The organism is Qipengyuania sp. SM2507 (genome assembly GCF_053714505.1).
The window spans coordinates 2,830,672-2,856,614 of sequence record NZ_CM132307.1; the positions used below are offsets into that span (position 1 = coordinate 2,830,672).

The 25,943-nt window shown below is 65.1% G+C and carries 29 protein-coding genes; 7 read left to right on the forward strand and 22 right to left on the reverse strand.

Annotated features, from left to right (window positions below; all coding sequences use genetic code 11):
* Positions 1-5 precede the first annotated feature (5 nt).
* The 4 genes from ACWIKC_RS13745 to ACWIKC_RS13760 form a co-directional block, all read right to left on the reverse strand.
* Complete coding sequence (locus tag ACWIKC_RS13745; protein WP_454598005.1) at positions 6-1,205, reverse strand: efflux RND transporter periplasmic adaptor subunit; 1,200 nt, start codon at positions 1,203-1,205, stop codon at positions 6-8.
* 255 nt (positions 1,206-1,460) lie between these two features.
* Positions 1,461-1,724: a GlsB/YeaQ/YmgE family stress response membrane protein gene (locus tag ACWIKC_RS13750; RefSeq protein ID WP_454598006.1), complete on the reverse strand. Its 264-nt coding sequence runs from the start codon at positions 1,722-1,724 to the stop codon at positions 1,461-1,463.
* Positions 1,725-1,884: 160 nt separating this feature from the next.
* Positions 1,885-2,184 carry a CtrA inhibitor SciP gene (gene sciP / locus ACWIKC_RS13755; protein WP_305930607.1) on the reverse strand — a complete coding sequence of 100 codons (300 nt, stop codon included), beginning with the start codon at positions 2,182-2,184 and terminating at the stop codon, positions 1,885-1,887.
* A complete protein-coding gene (locus ACWIKC_RS13760) occupies positions 2,181-2,477 on the reverse strand; it encodes a hypothetical protein (protein WP_454598007.1) in 297 nt (98 codons plus the stop codon). The genes sciP and ACWIKC_RS13760 overlap by 4 nt, the downstream gene beginning before the upstream one ends.
* Positions 2,478-2,620: 143 nt before the next feature.
* Here ACWIKC_RS13760 and mnmA point away from each other — a divergent pair, with 143 nt between their 5' ends.
* The gene (mnmA, locus tag ACWIKC_RS13765) at positions 2,621-3,814 is read left to right on the forward strand and encodes a tRNA 2-thiouridine(34) synthase MnmA (RefSeq protein ID WP_454598008.1); all 1,194 of its coding nucleotides are present in this window, start codon (positions 2,621-2,623) and stop codon (positions 3,812-3,814) included.
* A 7-nt stretch (positions 3,815-3,821) separates the two neighbouring features.
* Here the strand turns inward: mnmA and ACWIKC_RS13770 are convergent, their stop codons facing one another.
* Positions 3,822-4,118: a hypothetical protein gene (locus ACWIKC_RS13770; protein ID WP_454598009.1), complete on the reverse strand. Its 297-nt coding sequence runs from the start codon at positions 4,116-4,118 to the stop codon at positions 3,822-3,824.
* A gap of 104 nt (positions 4,119-4,222) precedes the next feature.
* On the opposite strand from ACWIKC_RS13770, the gene ACWIKC_RS13775 reads away from it, so the two are divergent.
* Positions 4,223-5,350, forward strand: coding sequence for a serine hydrolase domain-containing protein (locus tag ACWIKC_RS13775; protein WP_454598010.1), 1,128 nt, complete (start codon positions 4,223-4,225; stop codon positions 5,348-5,350).
* A 19-nt stretch (positions 5,351-5,369) separates the two neighbouring features.
* Here ACWIKC_RS13775 and ACWIKC_RS13780 read toward each other — a convergent pair whose 3' ends face one another.
* From ACWIKC_RS13780 to pdxH, 3 genes are read right to left on the reverse strand one after another with little or no spacing between them, the layout of a single operon-like run.
* Positions 5,370-6,170 (reverse strand): PhzF family phenazine biosynthesis protein, encoded by an 801-nt coding sequence (locus ACWIKC_RS13780; RefSeq protein WP_454598011.1) that lies wholly within the window; start codon positions 6,168-6,170, stop codon positions 5,370-5,372.
* A complete protein-coding gene (locus ACWIKC_RS13785) occupies positions 6,167-7,099 on the reverse strand; it encodes a cation diffusion facilitator family transporter (RefSeq protein WP_454598012.1) in 933 nt (310 codons plus the stop codon). Before ACWIKC_RS13785 ends, ACWIKC_RS13780 begins: the two co-directional genes overlap by 4 nt.
* A gap of 16 nt (positions 7,100-7,115) precedes the next feature.
* Positions 7,116-7,715: a pyridoxamine 5'-phosphate oxidase gene (pdxH, locus tag ACWIKC_RS13790; RefSeq protein ID WP_454598013.1), complete on the reverse strand. Its 600-nt coding sequence runs from the start codon at positions 7,713-7,715 to the stop codon at positions 7,116-7,118.
* A gap of 83 nt (positions 7,716-7,798) precedes the next feature.
* Here pdxH and ACWIKC_RS13795 point away from each other — a divergent pair, with 83 nt between their 5' ends.
* Genes ACWIKC_RS13795 through fabI form a run of 3 tightly spaced genes read left to right on the forward strand, consistent with a single transcriptional unit; the run spans position 7,799 to position 10,596 of the window.
* Positions 7,799-8,746, forward strand: coding sequence for a DnaJ C-terminal domain-containing protein (locus ACWIKC_RS13795; RefSeq protein WP_454598014.1), 948 nt, complete (start codon positions 7,799-7,801; stop codon positions 8,744-8,746).
* Between the two features lie 3 nt (positions 8,747-8,749).
* On the forward strand, positions 8,750-9,796 hold the full coding sequence (locus tag ACWIKC_RS13800) for a YihY/virulence factor BrkB family protein (protein ID WP_454598015.1): 1,047 nt from the start codon (positions 8,750-8,752) through the stop codon (positions 9,794-9,796).
* Entirely contained in the window at positions 9,793-10,596 is an 804-nt protein-coding gene (fabI, locus tag ACWIKC_RS13805; RefSeq protein WP_454598016.1) for an enoyl-ACP reductase FabI, read from the forward strand. Before ACWIKC_RS13800 ends, fabI begins: the two co-directional genes overlap by 4 nt.
* Positions 10,597-10,654: 58 nt before the next feature.
* Here the strand turns inward: fabI and ACWIKC_RS13810 are convergent, their stop codons facing one another.
* The 4 genes from ACWIKC_RS13810 to ACWIKC_RS13825 all read right to left on the reverse strand — a co-directional run bounded on the left by ACWIKC_RS13810 (position 10,655) and on the right by ACWIKC_RS13825 (position 15,236).
* Positions 10,655-11,044 carry a hypothetical protein gene (locus ACWIKC_RS13810; RefSeq protein ID WP_454598017.1) on the reverse strand — a complete coding sequence of 130 codons (390 nt, stop codon included), beginning with the start codon at positions 11,042-11,044 and terminating at the stop codon, positions 10,655-10,657.
* Positions 11,041-12,162, reverse strand: coding sequence for a tetratricopeptide repeat protein (locus tag ACWIKC_RS13815; protein WP_454598018.1), 1,122 nt, complete (start codon positions 12,160-12,162; stop codon positions 11,041-11,043). The genes ACWIKC_RS13810 and ACWIKC_RS13815 overlap by 4 nt, the downstream gene beginning before the upstream one ends.
* Before the next feature lie 137 nt (positions 12,163-12,299).
* Entirely contained in the window at positions 12,300-14,510 is a 2,211-nt protein-coding gene (locus ACWIKC_RS13820; protein ID WP_454598019.1) for a GumC family protein, read from the reverse strand.
* 12 nt (positions 14,511-14,522) lie between these two features.
* Positions 14,523-15,236 (reverse strand): polysaccharide biosynthesis/export family protein, encoded by a 714-nt coding sequence (locus ACWIKC_RS13825; protein ID WP_454598020.1) that lies wholly within the window; start codon positions 15,234-15,236, stop codon positions 14,523-14,525.
* Positions 15,237-15,550: 314 nt separating this feature from the next.
* On the opposite strand from ACWIKC_RS13825, the gene ACWIKC_RS13830 reads away from it, so the two are divergent.
* Positions 15,551-16,021: a hypothetical protein gene (locus ACWIKC_RS13830; protein WP_454598021.1), complete on the forward strand. Its 471-nt coding sequence runs from the start codon at positions 15,551-15,553 to the stop codon at positions 16,019-16,021.
* 132 nt (positions 16,022-16,153) lie between these two features.
* Positions 16,154-17,152 carry an NAD-dependent epimerase/dehydratase family protein gene (locus tag ACWIKC_RS13835; protein ID WP_454598022.1) on the forward strand — a complete coding sequence of 333 codons (999 nt, stop codon included), beginning with the start codon at positions 16,154-16,156 and terminating at the stop codon, positions 17,150-17,152.
* 27 nt (positions 17,153-17,179) lie between these two features.
* Here ACWIKC_RS13835 and wecC read toward each other — a convergent pair whose 3' ends face one another.
* The 10 genes from wecC to ACWIKC_RS13885 all read right to left on the reverse strand — a co-directional run bounded on the left by wecC (position 17,180) and on the right by ACWIKC_RS13885 (position 25,712).
* Positions 17,180-18,445 (reverse strand): UDP-N-acetyl-D-mannosamine dehydrogenase, encoded by a 1,266-nt coding sequence (gene wecC / locus ACWIKC_RS13840; protein ID WP_454598023.1) that lies wholly within the window; start codon positions 18,443-18,445, stop codon positions 17,180-17,182.
* Between the two features lie 84 nt (positions 18,446-18,529).
* Positions 18,530-19,651 (reverse strand): non-hydrolyzing UDP-N-acetylglucosamine 2-epimerase, encoded by a 1,122-nt coding sequence (gene wecB, locus ACWIKC_RS13845; protein WP_454598024.1) that lies wholly within the window; start codon positions 19,649-19,651, stop codon positions 18,530-18,532.
* A 44-nt stretch (positions 19,652-19,695) separates the two neighbouring features.
* Positions 19,696-20,250 carry a hypothetical protein gene (locus ACWIKC_RS13850; RefSeq protein ID WP_454598025.1) on the reverse strand — a complete coding sequence of 185 codons (555 nt, stop codon included), beginning with the start codon at positions 20,248-20,250 and terminating at the stop codon, positions 19,696-19,698.
* Between the two features lie 84 nt (positions 20,251-20,334).
* Entirely contained in the window at positions 20,335-20,856 is a 522-nt protein-coding gene (locus tag ACWIKC_RS13855) for a demethoxyubiquinone hydroxylase family protein (protein WP_454598026.1), read from the reverse strand.
* Entirely contained in the window at positions 20,843-21,328 is a 486-nt protein-coding gene (locus ACWIKC_RS13860) for a disulfide bond formation protein B (RefSeq protein WP_454598027.1), read from the reverse strand. Before ACWIKC_RS13860 ends, ACWIKC_RS13855 begins: the two co-directional genes overlap by 14 nt.
* A gap of 19 nt (positions 21,329-21,347) precedes the next feature.
* Positions 21,348-22,685, reverse strand: coding sequence for a S41 family peptidase (locus ACWIKC_RS13865; protein ID WP_454598028.1), 1,338 nt, complete (start codon positions 22,683-22,685; stop codon positions 21,348-21,350).
* A 135-nt stretch (positions 22,686-22,820) separates the two neighbouring features.
* Positions 22,821-24,053 (reverse strand): murein hydrolase activator EnvC family protein, encoded by a 1,233-nt coding sequence (locus ACWIKC_RS13870; RefSeq protein WP_454598029.1) that lies wholly within the window; start codon positions 24,051-24,053, stop codon positions 22,821-22,823.
* A gap of 21 nt (positions 24,054-24,074) precedes the next feature.
* Entirely contained in the window at positions 24,075-24,494 is a 420-nt protein-coding gene (locus ACWIKC_RS13875) for a 23S rRNA (pseudouridine(1915)-N(3))-methyltransferase RlmH (protein WP_454598030.1), read from the reverse strand.
* A gap of 27 nt (positions 24,495-24,521) precedes the next feature.
* Complete coding sequence (gene rsfS, locus ACWIKC_RS13880) at positions 24,522-24,881, reverse strand: ribosome silencing factor (protein ID WP_454598031.1); 360 nt, start codon at positions 24,879-24,881, stop codon at positions 24,522-24,524.
* A 111-nt stretch (positions 24,882-24,992) separates the two neighbouring features.
* The gene (locus ACWIKC_RS13885; protein ID WP_454599507.1) at positions 24,993-25,712 is read right to left on the reverse strand and encodes a nicotinate-nucleotide adenylyltransferase; all 720 of its coding nucleotides are present in this window, start codon (positions 25,710-25,712) and stop codon (positions 24,993-24,995) included.
* Positions 25,713-25,943 lie beyond the last annotated feature (231 nt).

The window sequence follows — 25,943 nt, forward strand, 5'->3', positions numbered from 1 at the left end:
GCGCGTCAGTTCCCGCTGTTCTCGGCCAGCTGCGGATTGACCGATTCGCCTTCGGTCAGGAAGCCGCCGGCGCGCAGCACCACGCGCTCGCGCCCGGTCAGCCCTTCGGTCACGACGATGCCCGCGGGCGTCGTCGAACCGGTGGTGACCGAGCGTCGCTGCGCCTTGTTATCGGAATCGATGATGTAGACGAAGCTGCCATCGCGATCGGACAGCACCGCGGATTCGGGCAGAACCGGTGCCACCACGGTACCGCTGGCGATCCGCGCAGTGGCAAAACCGCCCGGACGCAGGCCCGGTTCGTAGGACATGGCGATCCGCGCGGTGCCCTGGCGGTTCTGCGCGTCGATAATCGGCGACAGCTGCCAGACCTGGCCGGTATAGGTCTTCTCGCTACCCACCGGGGTAACTTCGGCGCGAACGCCGGTCGATAGATTGCTCAGCTGGGTCTCGCCGACCTGCGCGAGCATTTCGATTTCGCCGCCGCGGGCGATAAGGAACAGCGGGGGCGATCCGCCACCGACGGTCTGGCCCGGTTCGACATCGCGCGACAGCACCAGCCCCGCGGCGGGAGCGACGATATTGAGGCGCTCGTTGCGTGCCTGAAGCTCGCCGAGTTGCGCCTGCGCGACCCCCAGCCGGGCGACCGCGCCATCGCGGGTGGCGGTGAGGCGATCGACATCGGCCTTGGAGATGAAACCGCGTTCGACGAGCTGTAGCGCACGGTCGAGATTGGCCTGCGCGAGATTGGCTTCGGACCGCGCGACCTCGATCTGCGCGCGGGCGCTGCGCACCTGCTGCGACTGGACCGAACGATCGATCACCGCGAGCACCTGGCCCTGGTTGACCCAGTCGCCGGCATCGACGGGTACGGAAACCACGCGACCGCCCTCGCCAACCACGCCGACGGGCATTTCGCGCCGAGCGGCCAGCGTTCCGGTAGCGGTGATCTCGCCTTCGACGGTCGTCTGGCCGGGAGCGATCACGGTAACCGTGGGCAGCTGGCCCTCGCGATCGGCGACGGGTACGGCTTCCGAATTGGTCATCTGCCACGCGACCGCAGCCGCGATCAGCGCGGCGATGATGATACCCAGCACGATGAACAGCCGGCGACGGCTGCGCGTGCGATCCTCGGCCTCGAGCGATTCCAGATCGCTGGTCAGGGGTTGCCCCCCCTCGCCCGTGATGGTCGTTTCGTAGTTCATCGCGCCTATGCCTCGGCTTGCAAATCTTGCAGGTGTGTTATCTGACTACATCACTCTGTGCAAGGAGCAGTTCGCGATTCCCCTACTCGCGAGCGGCTCCAAGGGCAATCTACCGTTCGACCGGCGGCGATGCGCAAACCACGAGCGACAGGCAGACAATCGACTGCGACATAGGATTCCGGACGTGAAACCGGACACGAAAAAGGGCGGCTGGCACCAAGCCGACCGCCCTTCATCTGTTGTTTTGCGATGCGCTTAGCGTGCGCGGCCGCGCTGAACCATGTTCACGATCGCGAGAAGCACGACGGCGCCCAGGAACGACATCAGCAGTCCGGGCAGGCTGAACGTGGTCAGGGTTGCGCCGACGCCGATCAGCGAGCCGATGAAGCCGCCGATAAAGGAGCCGACGATGCCGACGATGATATTCCAGAAGATGCCCATAGAGGCATCACGGTTCATCACGAGACTGGCAAGCCAACCGATGATGCCGCCGACGATAATAGCGATAATCCAACCCATAATATTCCTCCTGTTGTATTTACTCGTACTTCCTGATGCCGCCTAAACGGTCGTGCAGGAAAAACGGTTCCCGTGGTGTCGGGCTACAGGGGACTATCCGGTGGACATACAAAAGGTTCCCGCATCGCTGCGAGAACCTTTCGTCAAATTCAGTCGCGGGTCAGTATTTGAGCTGGCGTTCGTAGAGATCGCGATAGTGCTGGATGCGGGTCACGCGCAGGCCCTGCATCCCGGACCGGTCGACCGCGCGCTGCCACGAGGCGAATTCCTCCAGCGTCAGGCCGTAGCGCTCGAGCACCTCGTCGATCGTCAGCAGGCCGCCATTGACCGCGGCGACCACCTCGGCCTTGCGCCGGACCACCCAGCGCTTGGTCTGGGGCGAAGGCAGGTCGGCGATCGTCAGCGGCTCACCGAGCGGACCGATGACCTGTGCTGGGCGGATGTCTTGGTTTTCAATCATGTATCGTCCCGGTCGCCATGGGCCGCGTCGTTCGCGGCGGCTGCAGGCTTAGAACGGGTGAATTTGCCATGCCTTAAAATATCCTGGTTACCGTCGCGTTTACCTTTTTCGCCAAGCTCGGGAAGCGAGGTCGAAAATCCGGCAAATCCTGCCTCGCCCGTATGGCCCAGTTCCTCGCGCAAATCGCGAGTCGCGGCGAGCCGCGCGACCAGGTCCGTCCAGCGCAACTGGCGCAAATCCTGCGAGTCGCCAGGGGCGTCCGCTTGCGATGTTTTGATATGACCCTCGAACATGAGGTCGAGCTATAGGTGGATGTGGTAAACAGTCCGTGAAACATTCGGAGCCGCCCGGTCGAGCTTCGCTTGCTGGCCTCACCGCTAGCCGGCCCCGCCGCTAGCTGGCCAGAGCGCGCGCTGGGGTGTATGGGCCGCGGCCCATGACCACCGACGTTCACCCCACCCTTTCCGCAACCGCTGGCGACCCCTGGACCCGTCCGGAGGATGCCGCCGCGCTGTTCGATCTGCCGCGCCCCGCAGCCGAATGCCGTATCGTCGTCGCCATGTCGGGCGGAGTCGACAGTTCGGTGGTGGCCGCGCTGGCCGCGCGCAGCGGCGCGGAAGTGATCGGCATCACGTTGCAGCTCTATGATTTCGGCGCGGCGACCGGGCGCAAGGGCGCCTGCTGCGCCGGGGACGACATTCGCGATGCGCAAGCGGTCGCCGACCGGCTGGGGATCGCGCATTACGTCTTCGACCACGAAAGCAGCTTTCGCGAGGAGGTGGTCGAGACTTTCGCCGACGAATATCTCGCCGGGCGCACCCCGGTGCCCTGCATCCGTTGCAACATGGGTCCCAAATTCACCGACCTGTTCGCCATGGCGCGCGAGCTGGGCGCGGACTGCCTCGCCACCGGACATTACGTCCGCCGGACCATGGGGCCCGCAGGGCCCGAACTGCACCGCGCGCTCGATCCGGCGCGCGACCAGTCCTATTTCCTGTTCGCGACCACCGAGGCGCAGCTCGACTATCTGCGTTTCCCGCTGGGCGGGCTGCCCAAATCCGAAGTGCGGCTGCTCGCCGAACAGGCGGGCTTGCGCAACGCCGCCAAGCCCGACAGCCAGGACATCTGCTTCGTCCCCGATGGCGATTATGCGAAAATCGTTCGCGCCATGCGGCCCGAAGGCGGTGTGGCGGGCGATATCGTCCACGCCGAGAGCGGTGAGGTTCTGGGACGCCACAAGGGCGTGATCCACTACACCGTCGGCCAGCGGCGCGGGCTCGAGATCGGCGGGCAGGCCGAGCCGCTCTATGTGGTGGGCATCGACGCCGCCGCGCGCGAAGTCCGGGTCGGACCGCGGCGGATGCTCGCGGTGACAAGTGCACGGGTCATCGAGACCAACCGTATCGGCCCGCTCCCCGCGACGCCGCTGACCGCCAAGATCCGTTCGCTCTCCAAACCGGTACCGGTGCGGCTCGAAGGGCCGCTTGGCGAGGATGCCACGGTCACGCTGTGGTTCGAGAGCCCCGAATACGGCGTCGCGCCCGGGCAGGCGGCGGTGATCTATGCCGGCGAACGGGTGGTCGGCGGCGGCTGGATCGCCGAGACCGGCGCAAAAGCGTCGGACGCCTGACCCGCAGCTATTCCTCCCACGGATCGAGTACGCAGCCAAAGCCTTCGCGATAACGCGCGGTCTCGCTGGCGATCAGCGGGACGCTCGCGGTGACGCTCTTGTCCTCGGGTATCTCGCTCAGCCGGATCATCTCCATCCCGGCGAGCTTGTCCTTGGCGCAATCCTCCAGACTGCGCCCCGCGACATAGCGGCACGAACACCCGACCCGCGCGGCATAGGCGGTTCCAGCGGCGGCATTGCCGGTGACATTGTCGCGCACATACCACCAGCCGATGCCGAGCAGCACCGCGAGCGCGAGCACCACCCAGGGCCAGCGTCGCCGAGGCCCGATCGATTTAGACCGGGTTGATTTTGACCCCGTCGATTTTGACATTGCCAAGCCGAGAACCCCCATGCGAGTTACGCCGCATGACCATGCGGCTCGCTCCCCTTATCGCCATCCTCGCCAGCGCCTCAAGCCTTGCGTCCTGCTCCGACACCGCGCCGGTTCAGGAACCGCCCCTGACCGAGGCCGCGCTGGCCGCAGTCATGGACGACCCCGGCGCGGCGAAACGCCCGCTGGCGCGCGAGATCGACCAGCTGTTCACCCGCGAAGGTCTGGGCGAGACGCGCGCGGTGGTGCTGCTGCACGAGGGCGAGATCGCCGCCGAACGCTACGCGCCGGGCTACGATGCCGATACGCGCTTCATCAGCTGGTCGATGGCCAAGACCGTGACCGCGGTGATGATCGGCATGCTGGTGGCCGATGGCCGGCTGGAGCTGGACGAGCCGGCGCCGGTGGAAAGCTGGCAGCGCCCCGGCGACGCGCGCAGCGAAATCACCCTGCGCCACCTGCTGCAGATGCGCAGCGGGCTCGACCACACCGAAGCCGGGCCGGTACCGGTCGAATCGAGTGAAGTGCGGATGCTGTTCCTTGACGGGCGAGACGACATGGCGGGCTGGGCCGAGGAACAGCCGCTCGAGGCCGAACCGGGCGAACGCTTCGAATATTCCTCCAACACCACCGTGATCCTCGCCGATATCGCCGCGCGCACGCTGACCGACAGCGAAGACCCCGAAGTCCGGCGCCAGGCGGTGGCGGATTATCTCGATGCGCGGCTGTTCGAGCCTTTGGCGATGAATTCGGTGGTGCCCGAATTCGACGCCAGCGGCACGCTGATCGGCGGCAGCCTGATGCATGCAACCGCGCGCGACTGGGCGCGGTTCGCCGATTTCCTGCGCAACAAGGGTTCCTATCGCGGCGCGCAGCTGGTTCCGCGCGGCTGGGTCGAGCAGATGGTGACCCCGAGCCCCAAATCGCCACACTACGGCTTTCAGACCTGGCTCAACCGCCCGACCGGAGAGGCCGACCACCCGCTGATCCCCGAGCGCGCGCCCGACAGCCTGTTCGCGATGATCGGCCATATGGGCCAATACGCTCTGGTCTCGCCCAGCCAGCGGGTGACTCTGGTGCGGCTGGGCCATTCCGACGCGCCGCAGCGCCGGGCGATGCTGCAACAGGCGGCCGATGTACTGGAGCTCTATCCGCAGCGCTGAGGCCTGGCGACGCCCGGCATCAGTCGGGGAGGTGGAAGGTCCCTTCGACCACGGTCACGCAGGGACCCCCGAGCCAGACCCGGTCGCCCTCGAGCCGACAGGTGAGATCGCCGCCGCGCTGCGATGCCTGGTGTGCGGTGAAGGTCTCGCGCCCCAGTCGCTCGGCCCAGAACGGCGCGAGCACTGCGTGGGCCGAGCCGGTCACGCTGTCCTCGGGAACGCCCCAGGCGGGCACGAACACCCGGCTGACGACATCGGCGGTGTCTCCGGGCGCGGTGCAGATCGCCATGCGATCGATCTTTTCGAGCGCGCGCATATCGGGCGCCAGCGCGCGCAGTTGTGCTTCCGATTCGAGCAGGACGATCGCAGTCTCCTCGGTGCCTGCGACCGTGTCGTACACCGGCGCATCGACCCCGAGCGCCTCGAGCAGGCCCGGCACAGGCAGCTCCTCTACGCGGCTGGTCGGCAGCGAAAGTTCATACCCCTCCCCCTGCCGACGGACGTGAAGCGTGCCGGCGTGCCGGGTGCGGAAACTCACCGCCTCGCCGCCATCGCGCGTCAGCAGGACATGCCCGCTCGCCAGCGTCGCATGGCCGCAGAGCTTCACTTCGCTGGTCGGGGTGAACCAGCGCAAGTCCCAATCCGCCGCGCCGCTCCCGTCGCGCACCACGAAGGCGGTCTCGGCGAAATTGTTCTCCTCGGCGATCGCCTGGAGCACCGCATCGGGAAGCCAGCCATCGAGCGGCATCACCGCCGCCTGGTTGCCCGCGAAGGGGCGGTGGGCAAAGGCATCGACATGCCAATAGGGCAGCTTCGTCACGGGGTCTCTCCTTCAAGGCGATCGAATTCGTTTTCCTCGACCAGCGGATTGTCCGGCTCGTCGACATGACCCTCGGGATCGATATGGATCAGCAGCTCCATCTCGGGGAAACGGCTGCACAGATCCGCCTCGACCCGCTCGATCACGTCATGCGCCTCCTCGACCGTCATGCTCCCGGGAAGGTCGACATGGAACTGGACGAAATCCTGCGTCCCGCTGGTTCGGGTGCGCAGATCGTGGAGGTTGGAGAGTTCGGGATGGCGCGCCGCGGCCGCGACGAAGGCCTCCCGCTTCTCGTCGGGCCATTCGCGGTCGAGTAGCTGGTCGACCGCGGTCGAGGCCGCCGACCACGCGCCCCATAGCAACCAGGCGCCGATGGCGAGGCCGAACAGCGGGTCGGCGAGGGCGAGACCGAGATATTGGTCGAGCACCAGCGCGGCGATCACCGCCAGATTGAGCAGCAGGTCGGACTGGTAGTGGACATGGTCGGCATGGATCGCGACCGAACCGGTGCGCGCGATCACCACGCGCTGCCAGGCAAGCAGCGCAAAGGTGGCGACGATGGCGATGGTCGAGACCGCGATCCCCTCCTGCGCGCCGGTGGTCTCGCCGCTCTCGACCAGCCGCAACGCGGCGCGGAAGATGATCGCCGTGGCCGACAGCGCGATCAGCACGACCTGGATCATCGCCGCGAGCGCCTCGGCCTTGCCGTGGCCGAAGCGATGCTCGCGGTCGGCGGGCTGCGCGGCGAACCACACCCCCACCAGCGTCGCGACGCTGGCGACGAGGTCGAGCGCCGAATCGGCAAGGCTGCCGAGCATGGCGGTCGAGCCGGTGCGCCAGCTTGCCCAGGTCTTGAGCGTGACCAGCAACAGCGCGACCGCAATCGAGGCGACAGCGGCGGATCTCGCAAGCGTGGAGCGTTTCATGGCTATGACGCAAGGCTCATGGGTAAAGCAGAGTGTCGGACCAGCCGGTGCCTGAGCGGCTGAACAGCCGCCGGTCGTGCAACCGGTTGGGGCGGTCGAGCCAGAACTCGATTCGTTGCGGGGTCAGCCTGAACCCCGTCCAATGCGTGGGCCGGGGAATATCGCCCTCGGGATATTGCCGGGCGAGCGCCTCGACCCGCGCGAAATAGGTTGCCCGCTCGTCCAGCGGGCGAGACTGGTCGGAGGCCGCGGAGCCGATCTGCGACACGCGGGCGCGCGAATGGAAATAGGCATCCGCCACGGCGGCGCTGACCTCTTCGAGCGGGCCCTCGATCCGGATCTGGCGCCGCAGGCTCTTCCAGTGGAACAGCAGCGCCGCCTGCAGATTGGCGCGGATTTCCTCGCCCTTGCGGCTCTGCGCATTGGTGAAGAAGGTGAAACCCTCGGGCCCGTGCCCCTTCAAGAGCACCATCCGGAGCGAAGGCGCACCCGCCGAGGTGGCGGTGGCAAGCGCCATCGCGTTCGAATCATTGGGCTCGCTTGCCCGGGCTTCGGCGAACCAGGTTTCGAACAGATCGAAAGGATCGCTTTGCGGAATTGCGCTTTTGTTGTCCATGACCCGACGCCCTAACGCCCTCGCCCGCATTGGAAAAGCCATCGTGCTTGCCCTTGGACACTGCTCCACCTAGCTAATACGCCATGGCCGATCCCTATTCCACCCTTGGCGTGCCCCGCACCGCGTCCGAAAAGGACATCAAGAGCGCCTATCGCACGCTCGCCAAGGAGCTCCACCCCGACCGCAACACCGGCAATCCCAATGCCACCGAACGCTTTTCCGATGCAACCAGGGCCTACGACCTGCTCTCGGACAAGGCGAAGCGCGCGCAATATGATCGCGGCGAGATCGATATGGAGGGCAACCCCACCCATCCCTTCGCCGGAGGCGGTGGCGGTTTCGGATCGCGCGGTCAGCCGCGCGGCCAGGGCGGCTACCGGCCCGAGGATTTCCAGCGCGGCGGTGCGGAGGATGTCGATCTGAGCGATCTGTTCGAAGGCCTGTTCGGCGGTGGGCGGACCAGCGGCGCCGGTTTCGGCGGTGCGCGCCGTGGCCAGCAGGCGCCGCCGCGCAAAGGTGCGGACATTGGCTATCGCCTGCGCGTCCCCTTCGTGGATGCGGCTGCGCTCAAGGACCAGCGCATCACCCTTTCCGATGGCAAGACCATCGACCTCAAACTGCCCAAGGGTGTGGAGAGTGGCACCCAGATGCGGCTCAAGGGCAAGGGCGAGCAGGGTCCCGGCGGCGCGGGCGACGGGCTGGTGACGATCGAGATCGACAAGCACCATGTCTATCGCCGCGAGGGCGACGATGTCCGCTTCGACCTGCCGATCACGCTGGACGAAGCGGTCAATGGCGGCAAGGTTCGCGTTCCCACTGTCGATGGCCCAGTGATGATGACCATCAAGCCGGGTACCGACGGCGGCACCGTGCTGCGGCTCAAGGGCAAGGGCTTTTCCCGGAAATCCGGCGGTCGCGGCGACCAGCTGGTCACGCTCGAGATTCAGTTGCCCGAAGATCTCGGACCGCTCGCCGAGCGGCTGGAGGGGTGGAAGGACGAGAGCGATCCCCGGGCAAAGCTCGGGGTCTAGGCCTTGCCACCGCATCCTCTGCTGAAAACCGCGCAGGATCCCTCACCCGAGGATCCTCTGGACCCTGAGGAACGCCCGATCGAGTCGCTCTCGCCCGAGGCGCGGCGGCACCAGGCAGTAACCCTGCACGGGCGCATGGTTCGCCAGCTCGGCCCGGGTACCAAGGCCTGGCAGGTGATGAAGCGCACCGTCATCGGTACCTTCAACGACGGCTTCATCCATGCCGGCAACCTCGCCTACCTGGCGATCTTCTCGATCTTTCCCTTCTTCATCCTGGGCGCGGCGCTGTTCTCGCTGGTCGGCGAGGAGAGCGAGCGCGCGGCCAGCATCAATGCGGTGCTGGTCGCGCTGCCGCCGGTGGTGGGCAATGTCATCGAACCGGTAGCGCGAGATGTCATCTCGGCGCGCAGCGGCTGGCTGCTGTGGGCCGGCGCGCTGGTGGCGCTGTGGACCGTGGGCAGCCTGATCGAGACGATCCGCGACATCCTGCGCCGCGCCTACGGCACCCAGATGATGTATGCCTTCTGGAAATACCGACTGCTCTCTGCCGGGGTGATCGTCGGCGCGGTCGTCCTGCTGATGCTCTCGCTCATCGCGCAATTCCTGATCGGCGCCGCGCAGCAGGTTATCGAGGCCTATTTCCCGCAGCTGGTCGATCGGGTCAGCGATCTGCAGCTGACGCGGATCATCCCCGCGCTCGGGCTGTTCGGGTCGCTCTACCTGATCTTCTACACACTCACGCCATCGCAATACCGCGCCAGCCGTTATCCCAAATGGCCCGGCGTGCTGCTGACGACGGTGTGGTGGATCCTCGTCGCCATCCTGATGCCGATCGTGCTGCGCAGTTTCTTCACCTACAACCTCACCTATGGCAGCCTTGCCGGGATCATGATCGCGCTGTTCTTCTTCTGGCTGGTGGGGCTTGGCGTGGTAATCGGCGCGGAACTCAACGCCGCGCTAGCCGAGACGCCCGAGGAAGAACAGGGCGCGACCGACGAGACCGAAGGCGAGCAGCAGGACGACACAACAACCGAAGGGAACGCCGAATGAGCGGATTGATGGCAGGCAAACGCGGCCTGATCATGGGCCTCGCCAACGACAAGTCACTGGCCTGGGGCATCGCCAAGAAACTGAGCGAGCAGGGCGCCGAACTGGCCTTTTCCTACCAGGGCGAGGCCTTGAAGAAGCGCGTCGGCCCGCTGGCCGAACAATTGGGCAGCGATTTCATCTTCGAATGCGATGTCTCCGACATGGACGCGCTCGACGAGGCCTTCGCCACGCTCAAGGCGCGCTGGGAAACCATCGATTTCGTCGTCCATGCGATCGGTTTTTCCGACAAGAACGAACTGCGGGGCTTGTATGTCGATACCAGCCTCGAGAATTTCCTGATGACGATGAACATCTCGGCCTATTCGCTGGTCGCGGTCGCCAAGCGCGCCCGCGCGATGATGCCCGCGGGCGGCTCGATCCTGACGCTGACCTATTACGGCGCGGAAAAGGTCATTCCGCATTACAACGTCATGGGGGTCGCCAAGGCGGCGCTGGAATCGAGCGTGCAATATCTCGCCAATGATCTGGGACCCGAGAACATCCGCGTCAACGCCATCAGCGCCGGACCGATCAAGACGCTGGCCGCCAGCGGAATCGGCGATTTTCGCTACATCCTGCGCTGGAACGAGCTCAATTCGCCGATGCGCCGCAACGTCACGATCGAGGATGTCGGCGGTTCGGGGCTGTATTTCCTGTCCGACCTGTCATCGGGCGTCACCGGCGAGGTCCATCACGTCGACGGCGGTTACCACGTTGTGGGAATGAAGCAGGAAGACGCGCCGGATATCGCGCTGGATTGAGGGGCGCTAGGGGCAGGCTTGGTCTCAGGAGAGCAAGGGCGGCCCAGCTCCTCGGGGTCTATCGCGGCCCCGCTCGCGTTTGGCGGTCGGCCTTCTCATAGGGTGACGTCGCATTTGCGGTTGGGTCGTAATAGCGATCAATCCGATTGCGGATGCGGTTTTCGACCCGATTGCTAATGCGCGATGTGATGCGACCCAGCGGCTCGCGCATCGCCGGGCCATCCTGCGCGGTCTGGCGCTGCCCGACCTCGCCGATGCCGGTGTCGGCGGTGCGGGCGGTCCTTTGCAGTCCCTCGTTCTGCGTATCCGCCTGCTCGGCACTCTCCTCATCATCGGTGGTGTCAGGTGCGGGGATTTCCTGCGCCGTTGCGGCCATGGGCAGACCCAGAACCAAAATCGCGGCGGCCGTCACGCCCAGCAACGCCCATTTGCCGTGTCCTGCACTCATCGCACCGCTCCTGCCGGAATGAGCGATGCCCGTTCGATCTGACCCGAGACACCGGCAATGTCATCCGTTGCGCGGCCTATCAAGGCCAAAGTCTGGACCGCGCAGCCGTTTGGAACGCTCACTCGCCCCTCGAATACGCCATTCGAGACATCCGAATTAGGGACCTCCACGCGCCCGAGTTCGCGCCCGTCCTGGCAAAGTAGGGCCCAATAGGGGCGCGAGCGCTCGGGCTGGTCGACGCCGCGGCTGCGCCCTGAAATCCGGTACACTCCCGGCGGGAGCAGCTGGGTTTGCTGTACGAGCGTGCCGCCTGTTCCTGGGGGCAGCGAAAAGTCCAGAATGCCGCCTTCCCCCTCTTGCAGAATGGCAGCGGAAGTTCCGGACTGAGTACTTGGCATCCAATCGAACGCGGCGCGGATATCGCTGGCCAAGGCGAAATCTGGATCGCGCGAGCGATTGCGCACCGTATCGCGGCGGAATTCTGAATAATAGGCCCAGGCCTGCTGGGTTTCTCCCTCGGCAAGCAATCCATTTACGAGGGACGCGCGCAAATCATCGGTCACGGGTAGGGCCACCGCTTCGCCTTCGAGGAAAAACGCCACGCCAGCCGTCGGAGCGATGCCACTTGTGGCGATCCGCTGCAAAAAGCTTTCGGCCCAGACCGGATCGCTCGCCATTATCGGCAGCAGACCGGCCCGCACCTTGGGTTCGGTGAGGGCGGCGACCAGATTGGGAAAGAGCAGGTTCGGCGCTTCCCTGGAGGTCCGCAGCGCGATATCGTAGCTGCGCAGGGCGGCGGCGATATCGCCGCGATTGACCGCTTCCTCGATCGCCCAGATTTGCGGCCGAAGCTCGCGGCGCGAGAGCCGCAGGGAATATTGAAAAATTTCCCTGGCTCGCTCGGTTTCACCCCGTAATTGCGCCTGCAGCCCGAGCACGGTGAGCGCATCTACTGCGGTCGGATCATGGCGCAGGGCAAGACGCGCCAGCCGGGCCGGGTTCGATTCCTCAGCCCCGGTCGGCGCTATCTTAAATTCCTGCTGGGCGCTAGCGGCGAGAATGACGCCATTGCCCGGCGCAAGCACGGCAGCGCGCGACGGGTCGGCCGATTCGATCACTCGCGCTAGAGATCCGCCTACGCTCAAGGCGCCAATCGTTAGAGCGCCCAGAGCAAGAGCCCCGCGCCCCAACCAATTGCGCGGAGAGCGACGGGGTGCCGGGCGAGGTGAGGATGAGGGGCGGCGTCGTTTCAGCATCAGGCCGGCGCTGTTTTCGCGTCTCTCCCGTACCCATAGCCATAATCGTAGTCATAGCCGAGGTGCGCCTTTCGGGCGTCGAATTTAGTCACGATCCCCCCGAACACCTTGACCCTGGCGCTAACCAGACGCCCGAGCGCGGTCTTCACCTGCGTGGTACGAATACCGTGCGATTCGACCGCGTAAATGACACCGTCCATCTGCGAGCCGATCAGCGGCGCATCGGCGAGACCGAGGACCGGTGGGCTGTCGACCACGACGTGATCGTAAGCAACCAGCAGCCGCTCAACCAGCAGGGAAAGGCGATTGCCGGTCAGCAATTCGGCCGCGTTGGGTGGGATGGGGCCGGACGTCATCGCATCGACACCAAGGTCCTCCATCCGGAAGATGAGACTGTCCACCGCGTCTTCGCCGGTCAGAAAATTGCTCAATCCGCGATCGTGATCGACGCCGGCCAGCTGATGAACCGATGGCGAGCGCATGTCGCCGTCGACCAATATGACCTTGCGTCCCTGGCGCGACAGGATCGTCGCGAGGGCCAGCGCGGTGGTCGACTTGCCTTCGCCAGGACGAGTGGAAGTCACCGAAAACGCGCGGGGTATGCCGTGTTCGGTAGTGAATCCAAGATTCGTCTGGACCGCCAAATAGGCATCCACCAATTCGGACTTGCGATCCAGCAGGGCCTCCATTGGCGTCTCGTCTTCGACCTTCGGCACGGACCCGAGCAGTGGCAGACCGAGACGGCGCTGCAATTCAGTCGGGTCGCCGATTGACTCGTCAAGCTGCTCTAGACCAAGCGCAATTGCCACGCCGATCAGCATTCCGCCCAGCAAAGCGATCAGCATATTGAGTACCAGGCGCGGGCTAGACGGAAATTGCGGGATATCGGCCAGATCGACGATCGCGATATTGTTGACTCCGACGCCGCCGGCGATGCCAATCTCCTCGAACCGCTGGAGAAGGCCGTCGTAGAGGGCTTGGTTAGTGTCCACTTCCTGCTCGAAAATATTGTACTGGATCGAGCGCCGACGCAGGTCGAGATACTCTTCCTTCAGAGCATTCACACGCGCTTCCAGCGCGCTTTCGCGCTGCACCGCCTGCCGATATTCGGCTTGCACTGAGCCCGAAACGCGCGATTCCTCGCGCGTGATCGCATTGTCCAGCGCACTGATTTGTTGTTGGATCGCCTGAGCCGCAGGATAGCCGGGTTCAAAACGAACCAACAGTTGCTGATATTCCGCCGCCAATTCGGCGCGCCGCTGGCGCAAATTGTTGATGGCGGTGTTGTCGAGGGCCGCAGCGGTGCTGCCGGCGCTGCCGGCCTGCCGGAAACGCGATTCGGCAGCGATGCGATCAGCAATCGCGTCGCTCAGCGCCGAGTTGAGAGCGGCAAGATTGTCCGCCACAATCGGGCGCTCTTCCGCACCTTCGCTGGTGGCTGGGAGATTGATGATCTCTTGGTCCGAAGCGTAGGTTACCAATTGGCGTTGGGATTCGTCGAGCCGCTGCTTGTAATCGGTCAGCTGGCGCTGAAGAGCGTCGCGTCCGTAAGACGTCGACTGAAGCTTCCGCTCCAAATTGGATTCGATGAAATTTTCCGCCCAGGCATTGGCGACGCTGGCGGAGAATGCGGGATCCGGACTGGTGAAGCGGATGTCCACTAGTCGCGACAGCCGGGTGGGCTCGACGCTAACGTTCGTAAGCAGCACTTCGCCCGCAATCCGCTGACGCTCCGCTCGGCCCTGCGCCGGAAAACGACCGTTGTTAATCTGAAAGGCTGACTCGCCCTCTTTTGCGGCGCCGAACATTTCGAAGAAATCGGGATCGTCGACCAAGTTCAGTTCGGTTGCAACGCGCTCGGCCAAGGTGCGGGCACGCAAAAGCCCGTACTGGGTCTGGTAGAATTCCTGATCCGCAACGCTGGTTTCGCGCTCGACGCCCTCGAAACTCGTGACCTGATCCGATTCTCTCAGGATTTCGATCGTCGAAGCAGCGGTGTATTGCGGCGTCGTCAGCAATGTGATGACGAGACCGATAGCCATTAACGCAATCGTTGCCCCCAGAATTACCCAGCGCCAGCGCAGCGCAATACGCATGTAGTGCTGCAGGATGGAGGGCTCTTCGAGGACAACGGCCGAATCGTATTGCGCGCCAACTTCCGAAGACCGATCAGTGCGTCGCTCATTGGGGCTGCTTGTGAGAATGTTCATAATTCCAAGGGTCTAACGCTGCAAAATTGCTATGAGCGGCGCAGCAAGAAGCGGGGCCACACCAAGAAAGTCACGGAACAGACGCCGCTGCGGACTGTCGCCGACCACTATGAGGTCGTTGGCGTAAATCTCGGGATCTTCGTATACGCCGCGACGAATGGCACCGATGTTGTAAAGGCCAGCAAGCCGCTGGCCCTCTACGGTCCGGAGGATGACGACATCGTCCTGATCGGCGAATTCGGTCAGACCACGGGCCGATGCGACGGCGCGCAGCAAGGTCATTTGATTCGTTACCGGATAAAGCCCTGGCTCCACAACCTGACCATCTACGGTCACTACCTGACTGACCGAACTGTTGATATTGATGGTTACATCGGGATTGCGAACAAAATTCTGAGCCAATGCGGATTCAATGTCGCGGGCGAGTTCGGCCGAGGTCTTGCCCCCTGCATCGACCGCTCCGATCAGCGGCATGGCAATCCGACCGCTGGTATCTACCTGCATCTGCCCGCCAAGCTCGGGAATGCCAAACACGCGCACAGTGATGGTGTCGAGCGGGCCGATCAGGGCAACCCGGTCTGATGCGGCTAGGTCGGTGCGGCCGGGTGCGGGAAGCGCAAGCTGCCCTTCAATAACGGTGAGGTCGGCAGTCGACTGGATGGGCGGCTGCCCAGCGCATCCGGCCAAGCCGACACCCGCCAATATGCTGAGGAGAAAATTACGCATTTTAAGATAACAAATCCGGTTCGGCGGGAAGATAACGGGTTATAAGGGGGGGGGGGGTGAAGGTAAAGAAAAGATAGCCTCCGTACGACAAGTGCGCTGCTCTTTCTTCGCACAAAGTGAAAACAGGGTCACAGACTGGCCATGCACATTTGGATGCAATGCACCTCCAGCAAATCAAAGCCTAGGCAGAAAAATGTCAACGCACCAGAAGGATGGTGACGATGCGCGATCGGCGTTGGTATGGTGACGGGGCACGGAGAGCGAGTAGACAATTTCACGTTTTGCGCAAACCCAATTGTGGCATTAGTAGGCCCATGGCCCATCTCAGAAAAACCCGACCGATCGCCCTCAAAATCGGACTGATTTTTGTGCCCTTGCTGCTCGCTGCATGCGGTACCAATGAATCGGCTCCAGTTCCGGGTAAGGTGCCAGAGCAGGCGCGCGAATTCAGCGATGAGGACAAGCAAGCCGCGTTGGCGCTCTCGATCGGTAATATGCAGGCGCTGTCGGCAGAAACGAGCGCCTACGATCGGTCTCTGGCATGCAGCATCGCGCTGGAATCCGTGAATGCACAATTGTCCGAAAGCGGCCAGCTCGACACGGCGATGGTCAGGGCCATCGAGCAGGTCCGCATGGTGTACAACAACCGGGTCCTGCAACTCGGTGCGGCGGAGGGCAAATCTACCGCCGACATCGCCGCCGACCGCCGACAGCGCGCCGAAGAAATCTCCGAGCAGAGCGAGCGGGGCCAGATCGCGATCGGCTGCCTGCGCGCGATGACCTGACCGGATAAAGTCGGTCGCGCCATTCGCTTAAGATGCGGCGGCCTCCACATTTTCGGTTGTCGCTCGACCTTGAGGCCGCTTGTCGGCATCAGGTCTCCGGCATTCGATAAGTCAGATTAAGCGGAGATTGCGATGCGGGTTCTTGTCACCGGAGCGGCCGGATTTATCGGCAATGCAGTATCGATGGCGTTGCTAGCCCGCGGCGACGCGGTGCTCGGGGTCGACAATTGCAACGACTACTATTCCTTCGCACTCAAGCGGGCGAGGCTCGAGCGGGCGCGGGTGGCCGGCGGCGGGGCGTTCGCGTTTCGGGGCGTCGATTTCGCCGACCCGGCTGCGCTCGCGCAAGCGCTGGAGGGCGAGGATTTCGACCGGATCGTCCATCTGGGCGCGCAACCCGGCGTCCGCTATTCGCTGGAGAATCCGCACGCCTATGCGCATTCGAATATCACCGGACATCTCGAACTGCTCGAAGTCGCGCGTCACCGCCGGATCGAGCACATGGTCTATGCCAGCTCTTCCTCGGTCTATGGCGGCAATGCCAAGCTGCCCTTTTCGGTGGAGGATCGCGCGGACCACCCGGTCTCGCTCTACGCAGCCACCAAGCGCGCCGACGAGCTGATGAGCGAGACCTATGCGCATCTCTATCGTATCCCGCTGACCGGACTGCGCTTTTTCACCGTCTATGGGCCCTGGGGGCGGCCGGACATGGCGATGTGGCTGTTTACCAGCGCGATCCTGGAGGGGCGGCCGATCGAGGTCTTCAACCACGGCGATATGTATCGCGACTTCACCTATATCGACGATATCATATCAGGCGTGCTGGCCTGTCTCGATGCACCGCCCGCCGATGACGGTGCGGCAAAGGCGGGGGGCAGCACCAAGCCGCATGCGCTCTACAACATCGGCAACAATCGCTCGGAGCATCTGCTCAAGGTAATCGCGCTGATCGAGGAAGCCTGCGGGCGCGAGGCGGAGCGCGTGCTGCTACCGATGCAGCCGGGCGACGTCGAAAAGACCTATGCCGATATTGCAGCGATCCGGCACGATCATGGCTATGAACCTAGAACGCCAATCGAGGCTGGCGTGCCGCAATTCGTGCGCTGGTATCGCGACTATCACGGCGTGTAGGCGCCGGTTGCGCGACTCAGGCCCGGATCAAACGACGTCGGGCCAGATTCCGCGGGTGTCGTAAACCAGAGCGCCCTCGCGCTCCTCTGGCGGCACGACCTTGAAGATGTCGTGATCGACCAGCACCACGATGATGCCGCAGTCCTCGAGCGCGGTGTCGAGATCGACCAGAGCTGCGCCGGTGCCGTCGAATTCTGGCGGCAGTTCGCCAGCATAGGGTTCAACCACGTGGATCCGCTCGCCGAATTCGCGCGCCAGACCGGCGGCGACGAAGCGCGCGGGGCTTTCGCGGAAATCGTCGATATTGGCCTTGAAAGCGAGACCGAGGCAGGCGACCTGCTGCTCGGGATGCGCTGCGATCAGCGCTTTGGCGCGCGCCAGCACATGCGCCATCTTGGCGTCGTTGGTTTCGCGAGCCTGGCGGATGAGTTTTGCATCCTCGGGCGCGCCATGGACGATGAACCACGGGTCGACCGCGATGCAATGGCCGCCGACGCCGGGCCCGGGGGTGAGGATGTTGACGCGCGGGTGACGGTTGGCGAGTCGGATCACCTCCCAGACGTCGAGCCCCTGCCGGTCGGCGATCATCGAGAGCTCGTTGGCGAAGGCGATGTTGACGTCGCGAAAGGCGTTCTCGACCAGCTTGGTCATCTCCGCCGAGCGGACGTCGGTGGTGACGCATTCGCCCTTCACGAAGCGCTTGTAGAAGGCCAGAGCCTTGCGCGCGCAGCGCGGGGTGATCCCGCCGATCGAGCGGTCGTTATGCGTCAGTTCCTCGAGAATCTTGCCGGGCAGGACGCGCTCGGGACAATAGGCGATCGATACATCGGGGGTTCCTTCGCAGAGGCCCGGCAGTGCCAGATCGGGTAGTTCGCGCGCGATAAGGTCGCGCAGCGCCTCGGTGGTCCCGACCGGACAGGTCGATTCGAGAATCACCGTATCGCCCTTCTTGAGCACGCTTGCGATCTGCGCCGCCGCCGCCATCACGTAGCTGGTGTCGGGCGTGTGCTGCCCGTCCTTCGCGAAGGGAGTAGGCACGGCGATGACGAAGACGTCCGCAGGTACGATCCTGGTCGAGGCCGTAAGCAGCCCGCGCTGCACCGCCGCCTGCACCAGCCCGTCGAGATCGACCTCCTCGATATGGATCTCGCCGCGGTTGATCGTGTCGACCACGCTCTGCGAGACGTCGAGGCCGTGGACCGGGCAGCCCGAACGGGCGATAATCGCCGCTGTGGGCAGGCCGATGTAGCCGAGACCGATGACGCAGACGTCGGGCTTGATGTCACCGCGCATGAATTGGGGTTCCCTGAAGTGTTTCAGGCAGCCCTAGCGGCTGTCGGTAAATTTTACAGTAACGCACGTGCAACACGGCGCGGATCACTCCGAAAGCAGATCGCAGATGCGCATGGCCGAGCGCCCGTCGCCAAAGGGATTGTGGGCGCGGGCCATGGCGGCATAGGCATCGGGGTCGTCGAGCAGCCGTTCGGTCTCCGCGACGATAGTGTCGGGGTCGGTCCCGACCAGTCTGGCGGTTCCCGCCGCGACGCCCTCGGGCCGCTCGGTGGTCTCGCGCATCACCAGCACCGGCTTGCCCAATGCGGGAGCTTCTTCCTGTACCCCGCCACTATCGGTCAGCATCAGCGTGGCGATATCGAGCAGCCGGGCGAAATGCGGATAATCGAGCGGTTCGATCAGCGCGACATTGTCCAGCCCCGCGAGCTCGGCCTCCATCACCTCGCGGACATTGGGGTTGAGATGCACCGGAAAGATCACCGCGACATCCTCGCGTTGGGCGATCCGCCGCACCGCATCTGCAATCCCGCGCATACCCTCGCCGAAATTCTCGCGCCGGTGGCTAGTCATGCCGATGATACGTTTTCCCGCGAACCGTTGTTCGAGCGGGGCGAGGCCGGAAGCCAGTTCGGGCTGCGCCGCGATCCTGGCGGTGACCCATTGCAGCGCATCGATCACCGTATTGCCGGTGACATGGATGGTGTCGGGGGCGACATTCTCGCGGCGCAGCGCGGCGGCCGCGGTCTCGGTCGGGGCGCAGTGCAGCGCGGCGAATGTGCCCACGACCTTGCGGTTGACCTCCTCGGGCCAGGGATGGTGGATATCGCCGCTGCGCAAGCCAGCCTCGACATGGCAGACCGGAATCTGGCGGTAATAGGCTGCCAGCGCGCCCGCCATAACTGTGGTGGTGTCGCCCTGGACCACGACCCAGTCCGGCTTCTCGACGTCGAGGACTTCACCGATCCCGGTGAGAGCGCGCGCGGTGAGCGCGTCGAGCGTCTGGCCGGGCGTCATCAGGTCGAGATCGTGGTGGGGCGCGATCCGGGCGATCTCAAGCACCTGGTCGAGCATCCCGCGGTGCTGCGCCGAGACGCAGACGCGCGAGACGAAGCGCTCATCCGCCTCCAGAGCGTGGATCAGCGGGAACAGCTTGATGGCTTCGGGACGCGTCCCGAAGACGGTGAGAATCTTGCGCGGGCCACTCATCGCTGCTGTTCTAGCGCAATCGGGGGGCCTCTGTCAGTCCCGCTTCAGTTCGGGACCGGCGGGGGCGCGGCGAGTTCGGCCTCGGGTAGTTCGGCCTCGCGTTCGAGCCGTTCGAGATATTCGCGCTCGATCTGCTCGACGCGCTCCTGCTCTTCCGCAGCCAATTCGTCGATCTCAGACAAACGTTCGGCGCGGGCGGCTTCGATCAACTGGCCGAAGCGGACCGAGGAAGAGTTCTCGCGATCGGCATAGGCCGCGGCGATCATTTCCTGCGTGCAGCCGGTAGACCCGCCCACCCCGACGGCGCTGCAGGACAGCGTGCCGAAATTGCCAACGATATCCAGCCGCTCGACCCGCTCGGCCCAGCTCGCATTGGCCGGGTTGTCGCTGTAGCGCAGCGATTCGGGGATGCGAAAGCGGTCCGCCTCGGGAAGGCGGGCGACGACGACGATCTCGTCGCCGACGGGCTCGGGCGCGGCATCGTCGCCGTAGAGGATGACCATATTGACCTTGTCGCCGCCTGTGTCCTGCGCGGCGAGCGGGGTCGCGAAACAGGCGGCGGTGGCGAGCATCAGGGCGGCAAGCGGGCGTCTGGTCATCGTAATCCTCTCAACAGCCCGACAGTAAGGGCGTGGCGGCGTGAATATGTCCTGAAGCGCGCAGACTGGCCCGGCGTTCCAGGGTCAAATGCGTTCGGACACCTTGATCGCGGTGCGGCAACCCAGCCGAATAAGTCCCGAGAGCAGCGGATAGGCAGGCGCGTTCTCCGCCCCGGCGGCGAGCGCAGCGTCGCGATGCTCGCGCTCGTCCTCGCGGAATTCCTCGATCATACCCGCCAGCTCGGGATCGCTGCCGTCCTCCTCGAGCTGGTCGAGCTGGTCCGAATAATGGCGATCGATCTCTTCCTCGACCGCAGCGGTACAGGCCATCGCCGCTTCGGGGCCGAGCAGCGCGGTCGCCGCGCCCAGCGCATAGCCGGCCACCGACCAGAAGGGCTGCAGCGCGGTCGGGCGGACGCTGCGACGCGCCATCAGCGCGTCGAATTTGGCGCGATGTTGCGCTTCTTGTTCGGCCATGCCGGCGATCTCCGCCGAATGCGGGCCGCGGTCACCCATCACCGCCAGCTGGCCGGCATAGATGCGCGTCGCGCCGAATTCACCCGCCTGATCGACACGGATCATGCGGTGGATGTCAGGCTTGGGCATGGGTTTTGCTCCGTGAAAGTAGAACGAGGATCGCGAGGGCCCCGGCGGTCGAAATAAGGAAGTTCCATCCTGCCAGCGAAACGCCCAGCAGGCTCCATGGTGCCTCGTCGCAACGGATCATCGGCGCGTTCATGATCGACTCGAGCGCGCTGGCGCCGTCCTGCGGGACGATCGTGGCGCAGCCAGTCAGCCCTTCCCACCAGCCGTATTCGACCCCGGCGTGAAAACCCCCGATCGCTCCGGAAACCAAGATCGCGAGGGCGGCCAGACCGACCCACAATTCGCGGCGGGGCAAGAAGAAGGACACGAGCGCCAACGCGACCGCGGCGAAATGCGGCCAGCGCTGCCACCAGCACATCTCGCACGGATACAGGCCGAAACCGTATTGCGAGAGATAGGCCCCGCCGAGCAGGACCGCGGGGATGCCCAGCGCCAGTTGCTGCGCCAGGCGGAAGGAAGGCGAGACGATCATCTAGCTTCGGATAGCGCCTCTAGCGGCGGGCCGCCACCGCGCTCGGCGCGGTGCGGCGCAGCGTTTCGAGCGCATAATACAGCTGGAAGTCCTCGATACCCTCATCCTTGAGCTCTGCGGCGGTCTTCTTGAAGCGCGGATCGTCCTGCTTGTCGGTCTCGAGCGCCGAATCCTCGAGCTTCAGCTCGTTGACCAGATGGCCACGCAGATCCGATTCGCGCATCGTGAAACGCGAGCGCTTGGCGAGGTCGGGATCGGACAATTGCGGAACCGCGATATCGGGCTTGATCCCGCCTTCCTGCACCGAATGGCCCGCCGGGGTGTAGTAGCGCGCGGTGGTGAGCTTCAATGCCGAATCGCGGCCCAGCGGCAACAGCGACTGGACGCTGCCCTTGCCGAAGCTGCGATCGCCCATGATCACCGCGCGGCGATGATCCTGCAGCGCACCGGCGACGATCTCGGAAGCGGAGGCGGAGCCGGCGTCGATCAGCACGATGATCGGCACACCTTCGGCGATATCGCCACGGAACACGGTCTCGGCCTCGTAGACCACGCTTTCGCCGCGCGCGCGGCCACGCTGCGAGACGATGCGCCCGTCGTCAAGGAAGAGGTCCGCCAAGGCCACCGCCTCGTCGAGCGAACCGCCAGGATTGGAGCGCATGTCGAGCACGAGCCCGCTCAGCCGTCCGCTCGCCTGTTTCTTCAAGTCATCCCACGACGCCAGGACATCGCTGCCGACGTCGCGCGAGAACTCGTTGACCATGATGTGCCCGATGTTGCCGGGCATCAGCTCGTGAGTGACCGGTTCGAGCTCGATCACGCCGCGCGTCACGCTGACATCGAAGGGCTCGTCGCGGCCCGGGCGGAAGATGGTCAGCCGGATCGCACTGCCGGCGGGCCCGCGCATCCGCGCGACCGCTTCGTCGAGATCGCCGCCATAGATCAGCTCGCCATCGAGATGGGTGATGTAGTCGCCCGCCTTCATCCCGGCCTCTTCGGCGGGGCTGCCGCGGAAGGGCGAGATCACCTTGACCGCCCCATCCTCGAGCACGACCGAGAGGCCGAGACCCGAATAATTGCCATCGATCAGCGTCTCGAGCCGCTGGAGGTCCGAGCCGTCGAGATAAGCCGAATGCGGATCGAGTGCGGCCAGCATGCCGTCGATCGCGCCGCGGATCAGGACTTCGTCCTCGACCGGTTCGACATAGCTTGCCTTGATCCGCTGGTAGGCGGCGAACAGGCTGGCGAATTCCGGCCCTGCGCGCGCATCGACCTGCGCCAGACCGGCGGTGGTGGCGGGGATCAGGGCGACCGCGGTGACCAGCGCGGCGCTGCGGGCGAGTTCGGCGAATTTCATGGCAGATGTCCAATCATGTCTTGCGCCATTCTATCCCCTGCGCTCGCTGAACGCTAGCTGAGGATCGACGACCGGCCCATCGGGACCTGCAGGCGCGCTAGCACGGAAGTGCTACGATCCTATCAGGCCATGAAATCAGGCGATGAAATCGAGCGGATTGACCGGTTCGCCCTCGCGGCGAAGCTCCAGCGTCACCGCCGGATCGCGCAGCTCCGCCATGCCGAGCGGCGAGCCGGCGACGACGTTCTGGCCGACGCGCGCTGCCAGTTCCGAAAGCCCGGTCACCAGGCTGGTCCAGCCATTCGCGTGTTCGACAATGACGATGGTGCCATAGCCGCGATAGTGTCCCGCGAAGACGATCCGGCCCGCGCCCGGGGCGACGACCTGCGCGCCGCTGCGGGGGAAGAGCTGCAGTCCATTGCGCTGCGCGCCGCTGTCCTCGCGCGATCCAAAGGCTGCGACCAGCCGCCCGTCGACGGGGAGTCGATAGCGGCGCGGCGGCGCGGTGGAGGAGGGAGAGGGCGCAGGTGGCGGCGCGGCGGCGGCGGTACGGGCCGCGGAAGGATCGGAGGGGCGCGGGATCGGACCCGGTAGCGCCGCCAGCCGCTCGCGCAGATCGCCGACCTGTTCGAGTTCCTCGATCAAGCCATCGATGTCGCGTGCGCGCTCGCCCAGCGCCAGCGCGCGCAGCTCCTCGCGATCCGCCGCCCCCGCGGCGCGGCGAGCGTCGATGCGCTCGCGCTGCGCCATGGCGATCAGCTCTGTGCGGCGCTGCGCCAGCTGCGTCTCGCTGGCACGGCGGACGGCGACCGCGTCCCGCGCCTCGGCCTGCAGCACTGCCGCGCGGTCGAGTTCGGCGCGCAGATCGGCGGTGGTTTCGCGCACCAGCGGGACGGTGCTGTCGAGCACGGCGCCGAGATAGACCGTGTCGCGCAGGGATCCGGGCGCGAAAAGGCTGAGCGAAAGCGGGCGCCGGACCAGAGTCTGCAGCGCGCTGGTGAGCTGCACGATGGGTTCGCGACGCTCGCCCAGCCGGATATCGAGCATTCGGCGTTCGGTTTCGATCAGCGCCAGCTGCGCCTCGGCCACACCGATCGCCGCCTCGACCTGCTGGATCCGCGCCGCCAGCGCGGCGGCTTCGGCCTGCGCCTTCTCCGAGACCTGCGTCGAGCTGGCGGCCTCGCTGTCGAAGCGTTCGGCGCGGGAGCGGGCACGGGAGGCCTGCTGGCGCGCGAGATCGAGCGCCGCCCGCGCCTGCGGGGCATCCTCGAAACGCGACGCGGATTGCGCCTGCCCGGCCCCGTCGGAGCCCAGCCAGAAGCCGAGCGCGACAAGGCCCAGCAGGCCGGCAGCAAGAAAGCGCGTCACGACGTCATTCTAGCGGGTAAATCAGGCACGATGATAGGGGTGACCGGCGATAATGGTGGTGACGCGATAAAGCTGTTCGGCGAGCATCGCGCGCGCCAGCAGATGCGGCCAGGTCGCTTTACCGAAGGCGAGCAGCAGGTCGGCGCCAGCGCGCTCCTCGCGCGAATGGCCATCGGCGGCGCCCAGCACGAAACGCGCCTCACGGATGCCGTCATCGCGCCAGCGTTCGAGAATTGTGGCGAATTCCTGCGAGGTGAGGTCGCGCCCGCGCTCGTCGAGTAGCACGGTGCGGCACGGCGTCTGCGGCTCGGGCGCGCGCCCGCCGGTCTCGGGCAGTTCGGTAAACCGGGCCGGCCAGGTCAGCCGCTTTTCATAGCGGGCGACAAGCTCGGCCTCGGGACTGCGGCCCAGCTTGCCGCGCGCGATCACATGGAGCAGCACGGCCGCGGTCCCGGCGAAGAAGCGGGCTTACGCCGTACCGGCGGCGGGTGGCGCGTCGCCGAAGGCCCACATCCGCTCCAGATTATAGAAGCTGCGGACTTCGGGGCGGAACAGATGGACGACGATGTCGCCGGCATCGAGGAGCACCCAGTCGCCTGCGGGCAAGCCTTCCAGCTTGACCGGGCCAAAGCCGGCCTTTTTGATCTTCTCGGCCAGCTTCTGGGCGATCGAGGCGACCTGACGCGTCGAGCGGCCCGAAGCGATCACCATGTGATCGGCGATCGAGCTTTTGCCTTCGAGATCGATGGTGACGATCTCCTGGGCCTGGTCGTCGTCGAGGTGCTGCAGGACGAGGTCGAGCAGCGGATCGGTGCCGTCGCTATTCATGGACGGAACCTGAGCGGTGTCGGCAGCTGCCGACAGGGTTTGCGCCTGAGTCATCGGCGTGGATCATACTCCTGTTGGGAAAAAGAAAGGACATGAAGGAGACAACGCACGTCATCGTGCTTGTGTTTCCTCGATCATGCCGATTGGGGTTTTGCTTTCCGGGTCGATTCCGGGTGCTCGATCATCGATCACGCGCCGTGTCACCTGATCGCGCAACGACCGCGAGCCGAGGCGCTCAACCCAGTCGGGATCGGCCCGGCGGATGGCCGTGGCCGAGCTTTCGTCCGGATCGAAACGCAGAATCACCAGAGCCGGCGCACTCCAATCGTCCCCTCTTGCAAGACTGGCGGCGGACGCGGAAAAGCGTCGCAACCAGGCCATCGCGGGGCTCGCGAGGGCAGCGCCATCATAGCCGGGTCGGGCGATGACCGCAATCGGCATGCTGCGGGCGATGCCGCGCCAGTCGCGCCAGCGGTGGAATTGCGCCAGATTGTCGGAGCCCATCAGCCAGCAGAAGTCGATTTTGCGATAGCGGCGGCGCAGCGCCTCGAGCGTGTCGACGGTATAACGCGTATCGAGCTCGCGTTCGATCGCGGTCACCCGGATCGGTGCGCGGCGCGCCAGCAGCGTGGCCGATTCGAAACGCGCCGCGAGCGGTGCCATCCCCTCGCTGGATTTGAGCGGATTGCCCGGCGACACGAGCCACCAGACCTCGTCGAGATTCAGTGCTTCCGTGGCGAACAGCGAGATCCGCCGGTGGCCGACATGCGCGGGGTTGAAGCTGCCGCCCAGCAGGCCGACGCGCCGCGGCGCCAGGGACGGCGCGCTCATGCGCAGCCCTCGCGCGCAGCTACGCCTTTGAGACAACAGAGCCTGGGGAGAAAACTGCGGGGCATGGCGAATCGGGTAGCAGGGCGATTCGGTGCTGTCAGCTTGCTGCGTCGGCGTGCCTGATCCGAATCCCGGGAGAATCGCGTGGCCTGAAAAGCGCAGGCGGTGGTTTCGTTCCCGGGAATCGCGATAAAATTCGCTGCCGATCAACCGTTCATCCCGCGAAGCCTT

What these genes read in the sequence shown, in the direction of transcription:
- ACWIKC_RS13745 (WP_454598005.1), bottom strand. Translation starts at nt 1,205, where the DNA reads ATGAACTACGAAACGACCATCACGGGCGAGGGGGGGCAACCCCTGACC.
- ACWIKC_RS13750 (WP_454598006.1), bottom strand. Translation starts at nt 1,724, where the DNA reads ATGGGTTGGATTATCGCTATTATCGTCGGCGGCATCATCGGTTGGCTT.
- sciP (WP_305930607.1), bottom strand. Translation starts at nt 2,184, where the DNA reads ATGATTGAAAACCAAGACATCCGCCCAGCACAGGTCATCGGTCCGCTC.
- ACWIKC_RS13760 (WP_454598007.1), bottom strand. Translation starts at nt 2,477, where the DNA reads ATGTTCGAGGGTCATATCAAAACATCGCAAGCGGACGCCCCTGGCGAC.
- mnmA (WP_454598008.1), top strand. Translation starts at nt 2,621, where the DNA reads ATGACCACCGACGTTCACCCCACCCTTTCCGCAACCGCTGGCGACCCC.
- ACWIKC_RS13775 (WP_454598010.1), top strand. Translation starts at nt 4,223, where the DNA reads ATGACCATGCGGCTCGCTCCCCTTATCGCCATCCTCGCCAGCGCCTCA.
- ACWIKC_RS13785 (WP_454598012.1), bottom strand. Translation starts at nt 7,099, where the DNA reads ATGAAACGCTCCACGCTTGCGAGATCCGCCGCTGTCGCCTCGATTGCG.
- pdxH (WP_454598013.1), bottom strand. Translation starts at nt 7,715, where the DNA reads ATGGACAACAAAAGCGCAATTCCGCAAAGCGATCCTTTCGATCTGTTC.
- ACWIKC_RS13795 (WP_454598014.1), top strand. Translation starts at nt 7,799, where the DNA reads ATGGCCGATCCCTATTCCACCCTTGGCGTGCCCCGCACCGCGTCCGAA.
- fabI (WP_454598016.1), top strand. Translation starts at nt 9,793, where the DNA reads ATGAGCGGATTGATGGCAGGCAAACGCGGCCTGATCATGGGCCTCGCC.
- ACWIKC_RS13810 (WP_454598017.1), bottom strand. Translation starts at nt 11,044, where the DNA reads ATGAGTGCAGGACACGGCAAATGGGCGTTGCTGGGCGTGACGGCCGCC.
- ACWIKC_RS13820 (WP_454598019.1), bottom strand. Translation starts at nt 14,510, where the DNA reads ATGAACATTCTCACAAGCAGCCCCAATGAGCGACGCACTGATCGGTCT.
- ACWIKC_RS13825 (WP_454598020.1), bottom strand. Translation starts at nt 15,236, where the DNA reads ATGCGTAATTTTCTCCTCAGCATATTGGCGGGTGTCGGCTTGGCCGGA.
- ACWIKC_RS13830 (WP_454598021.1), top strand. Translation starts at nt 15,551, where the DNA reads ATGGCCCATCTCAGAAAAACCCGACCGATCGCCCTCAAAATCGGACTG.
- ACWIKC_RS13835 (WP_454598022.1), top strand. Translation starts at nt 16,154, where the DNA reads ATGCGGGTTCTTGTCACCGGAGCGGCCGGATTTATCGGCAATGCAGTA.
- wecC (WP_454598023.1), bottom strand. Translation starts at nt 18,445, where the DNA reads ATGCGCGGTGACATCAAGCCCGACGTCTGCGTCATCGGTCTCGGCTAC.
- wecB (WP_454598024.1), bottom strand. Translation starts at nt 19,651, where the DNA reads ATGAGTGGCCCGCGCAAGATTCTCACCGTCTTCGGGACGCGTCCCGAA.
- ACWIKC_RS13850 (WP_454598025.1), bottom strand. Translation starts at nt 20,250, where the DNA reads ATGACCAGACGCCCGCTTGCCGCCCTGATGCTCGCCACCGCCGCCTGT.
- ACWIKC_RS13855 (WP_454598026.1), bottom strand. Translation starts at nt 20,856, where the DNA reads ATGCCCAAGCCTGACATCCACCGCATGATCCGTGTCGATCAGGCGGGT.
- ACWIKC_RS13860 (WP_454598027.1), bottom strand. Translation starts at nt 21,328, where the DNA reads ATGATCGTCTCGCCTTCCTTCCGCCTGGCGCAGCAACTGGCGCTGGGC.
- ACWIKC_RS13865 (WP_454598028.1), bottom strand. Translation starts at nt 22,685, where the DNA reads ATGAAATTCGCCGAACTCGCCCGCAGCGCCGCGCTGGTCACCGCGGTC.
- rsfS (WP_454598031.1), bottom strand. Translation starts at nt 24,881, where the DNA reads ATGAATAGCGACGGCACCGATCCGCTGCTCGACCTCGTCCTGCAGCAC.
- ACWIKC_RS13885 (WP_454599507.1), bottom strand. Translation starts at nt 25,712, where the DNA reads ATGAGCGCGCCGTCCCTGGCGCCGCGGCGCGTCGGCCTGCTGGGCGGC.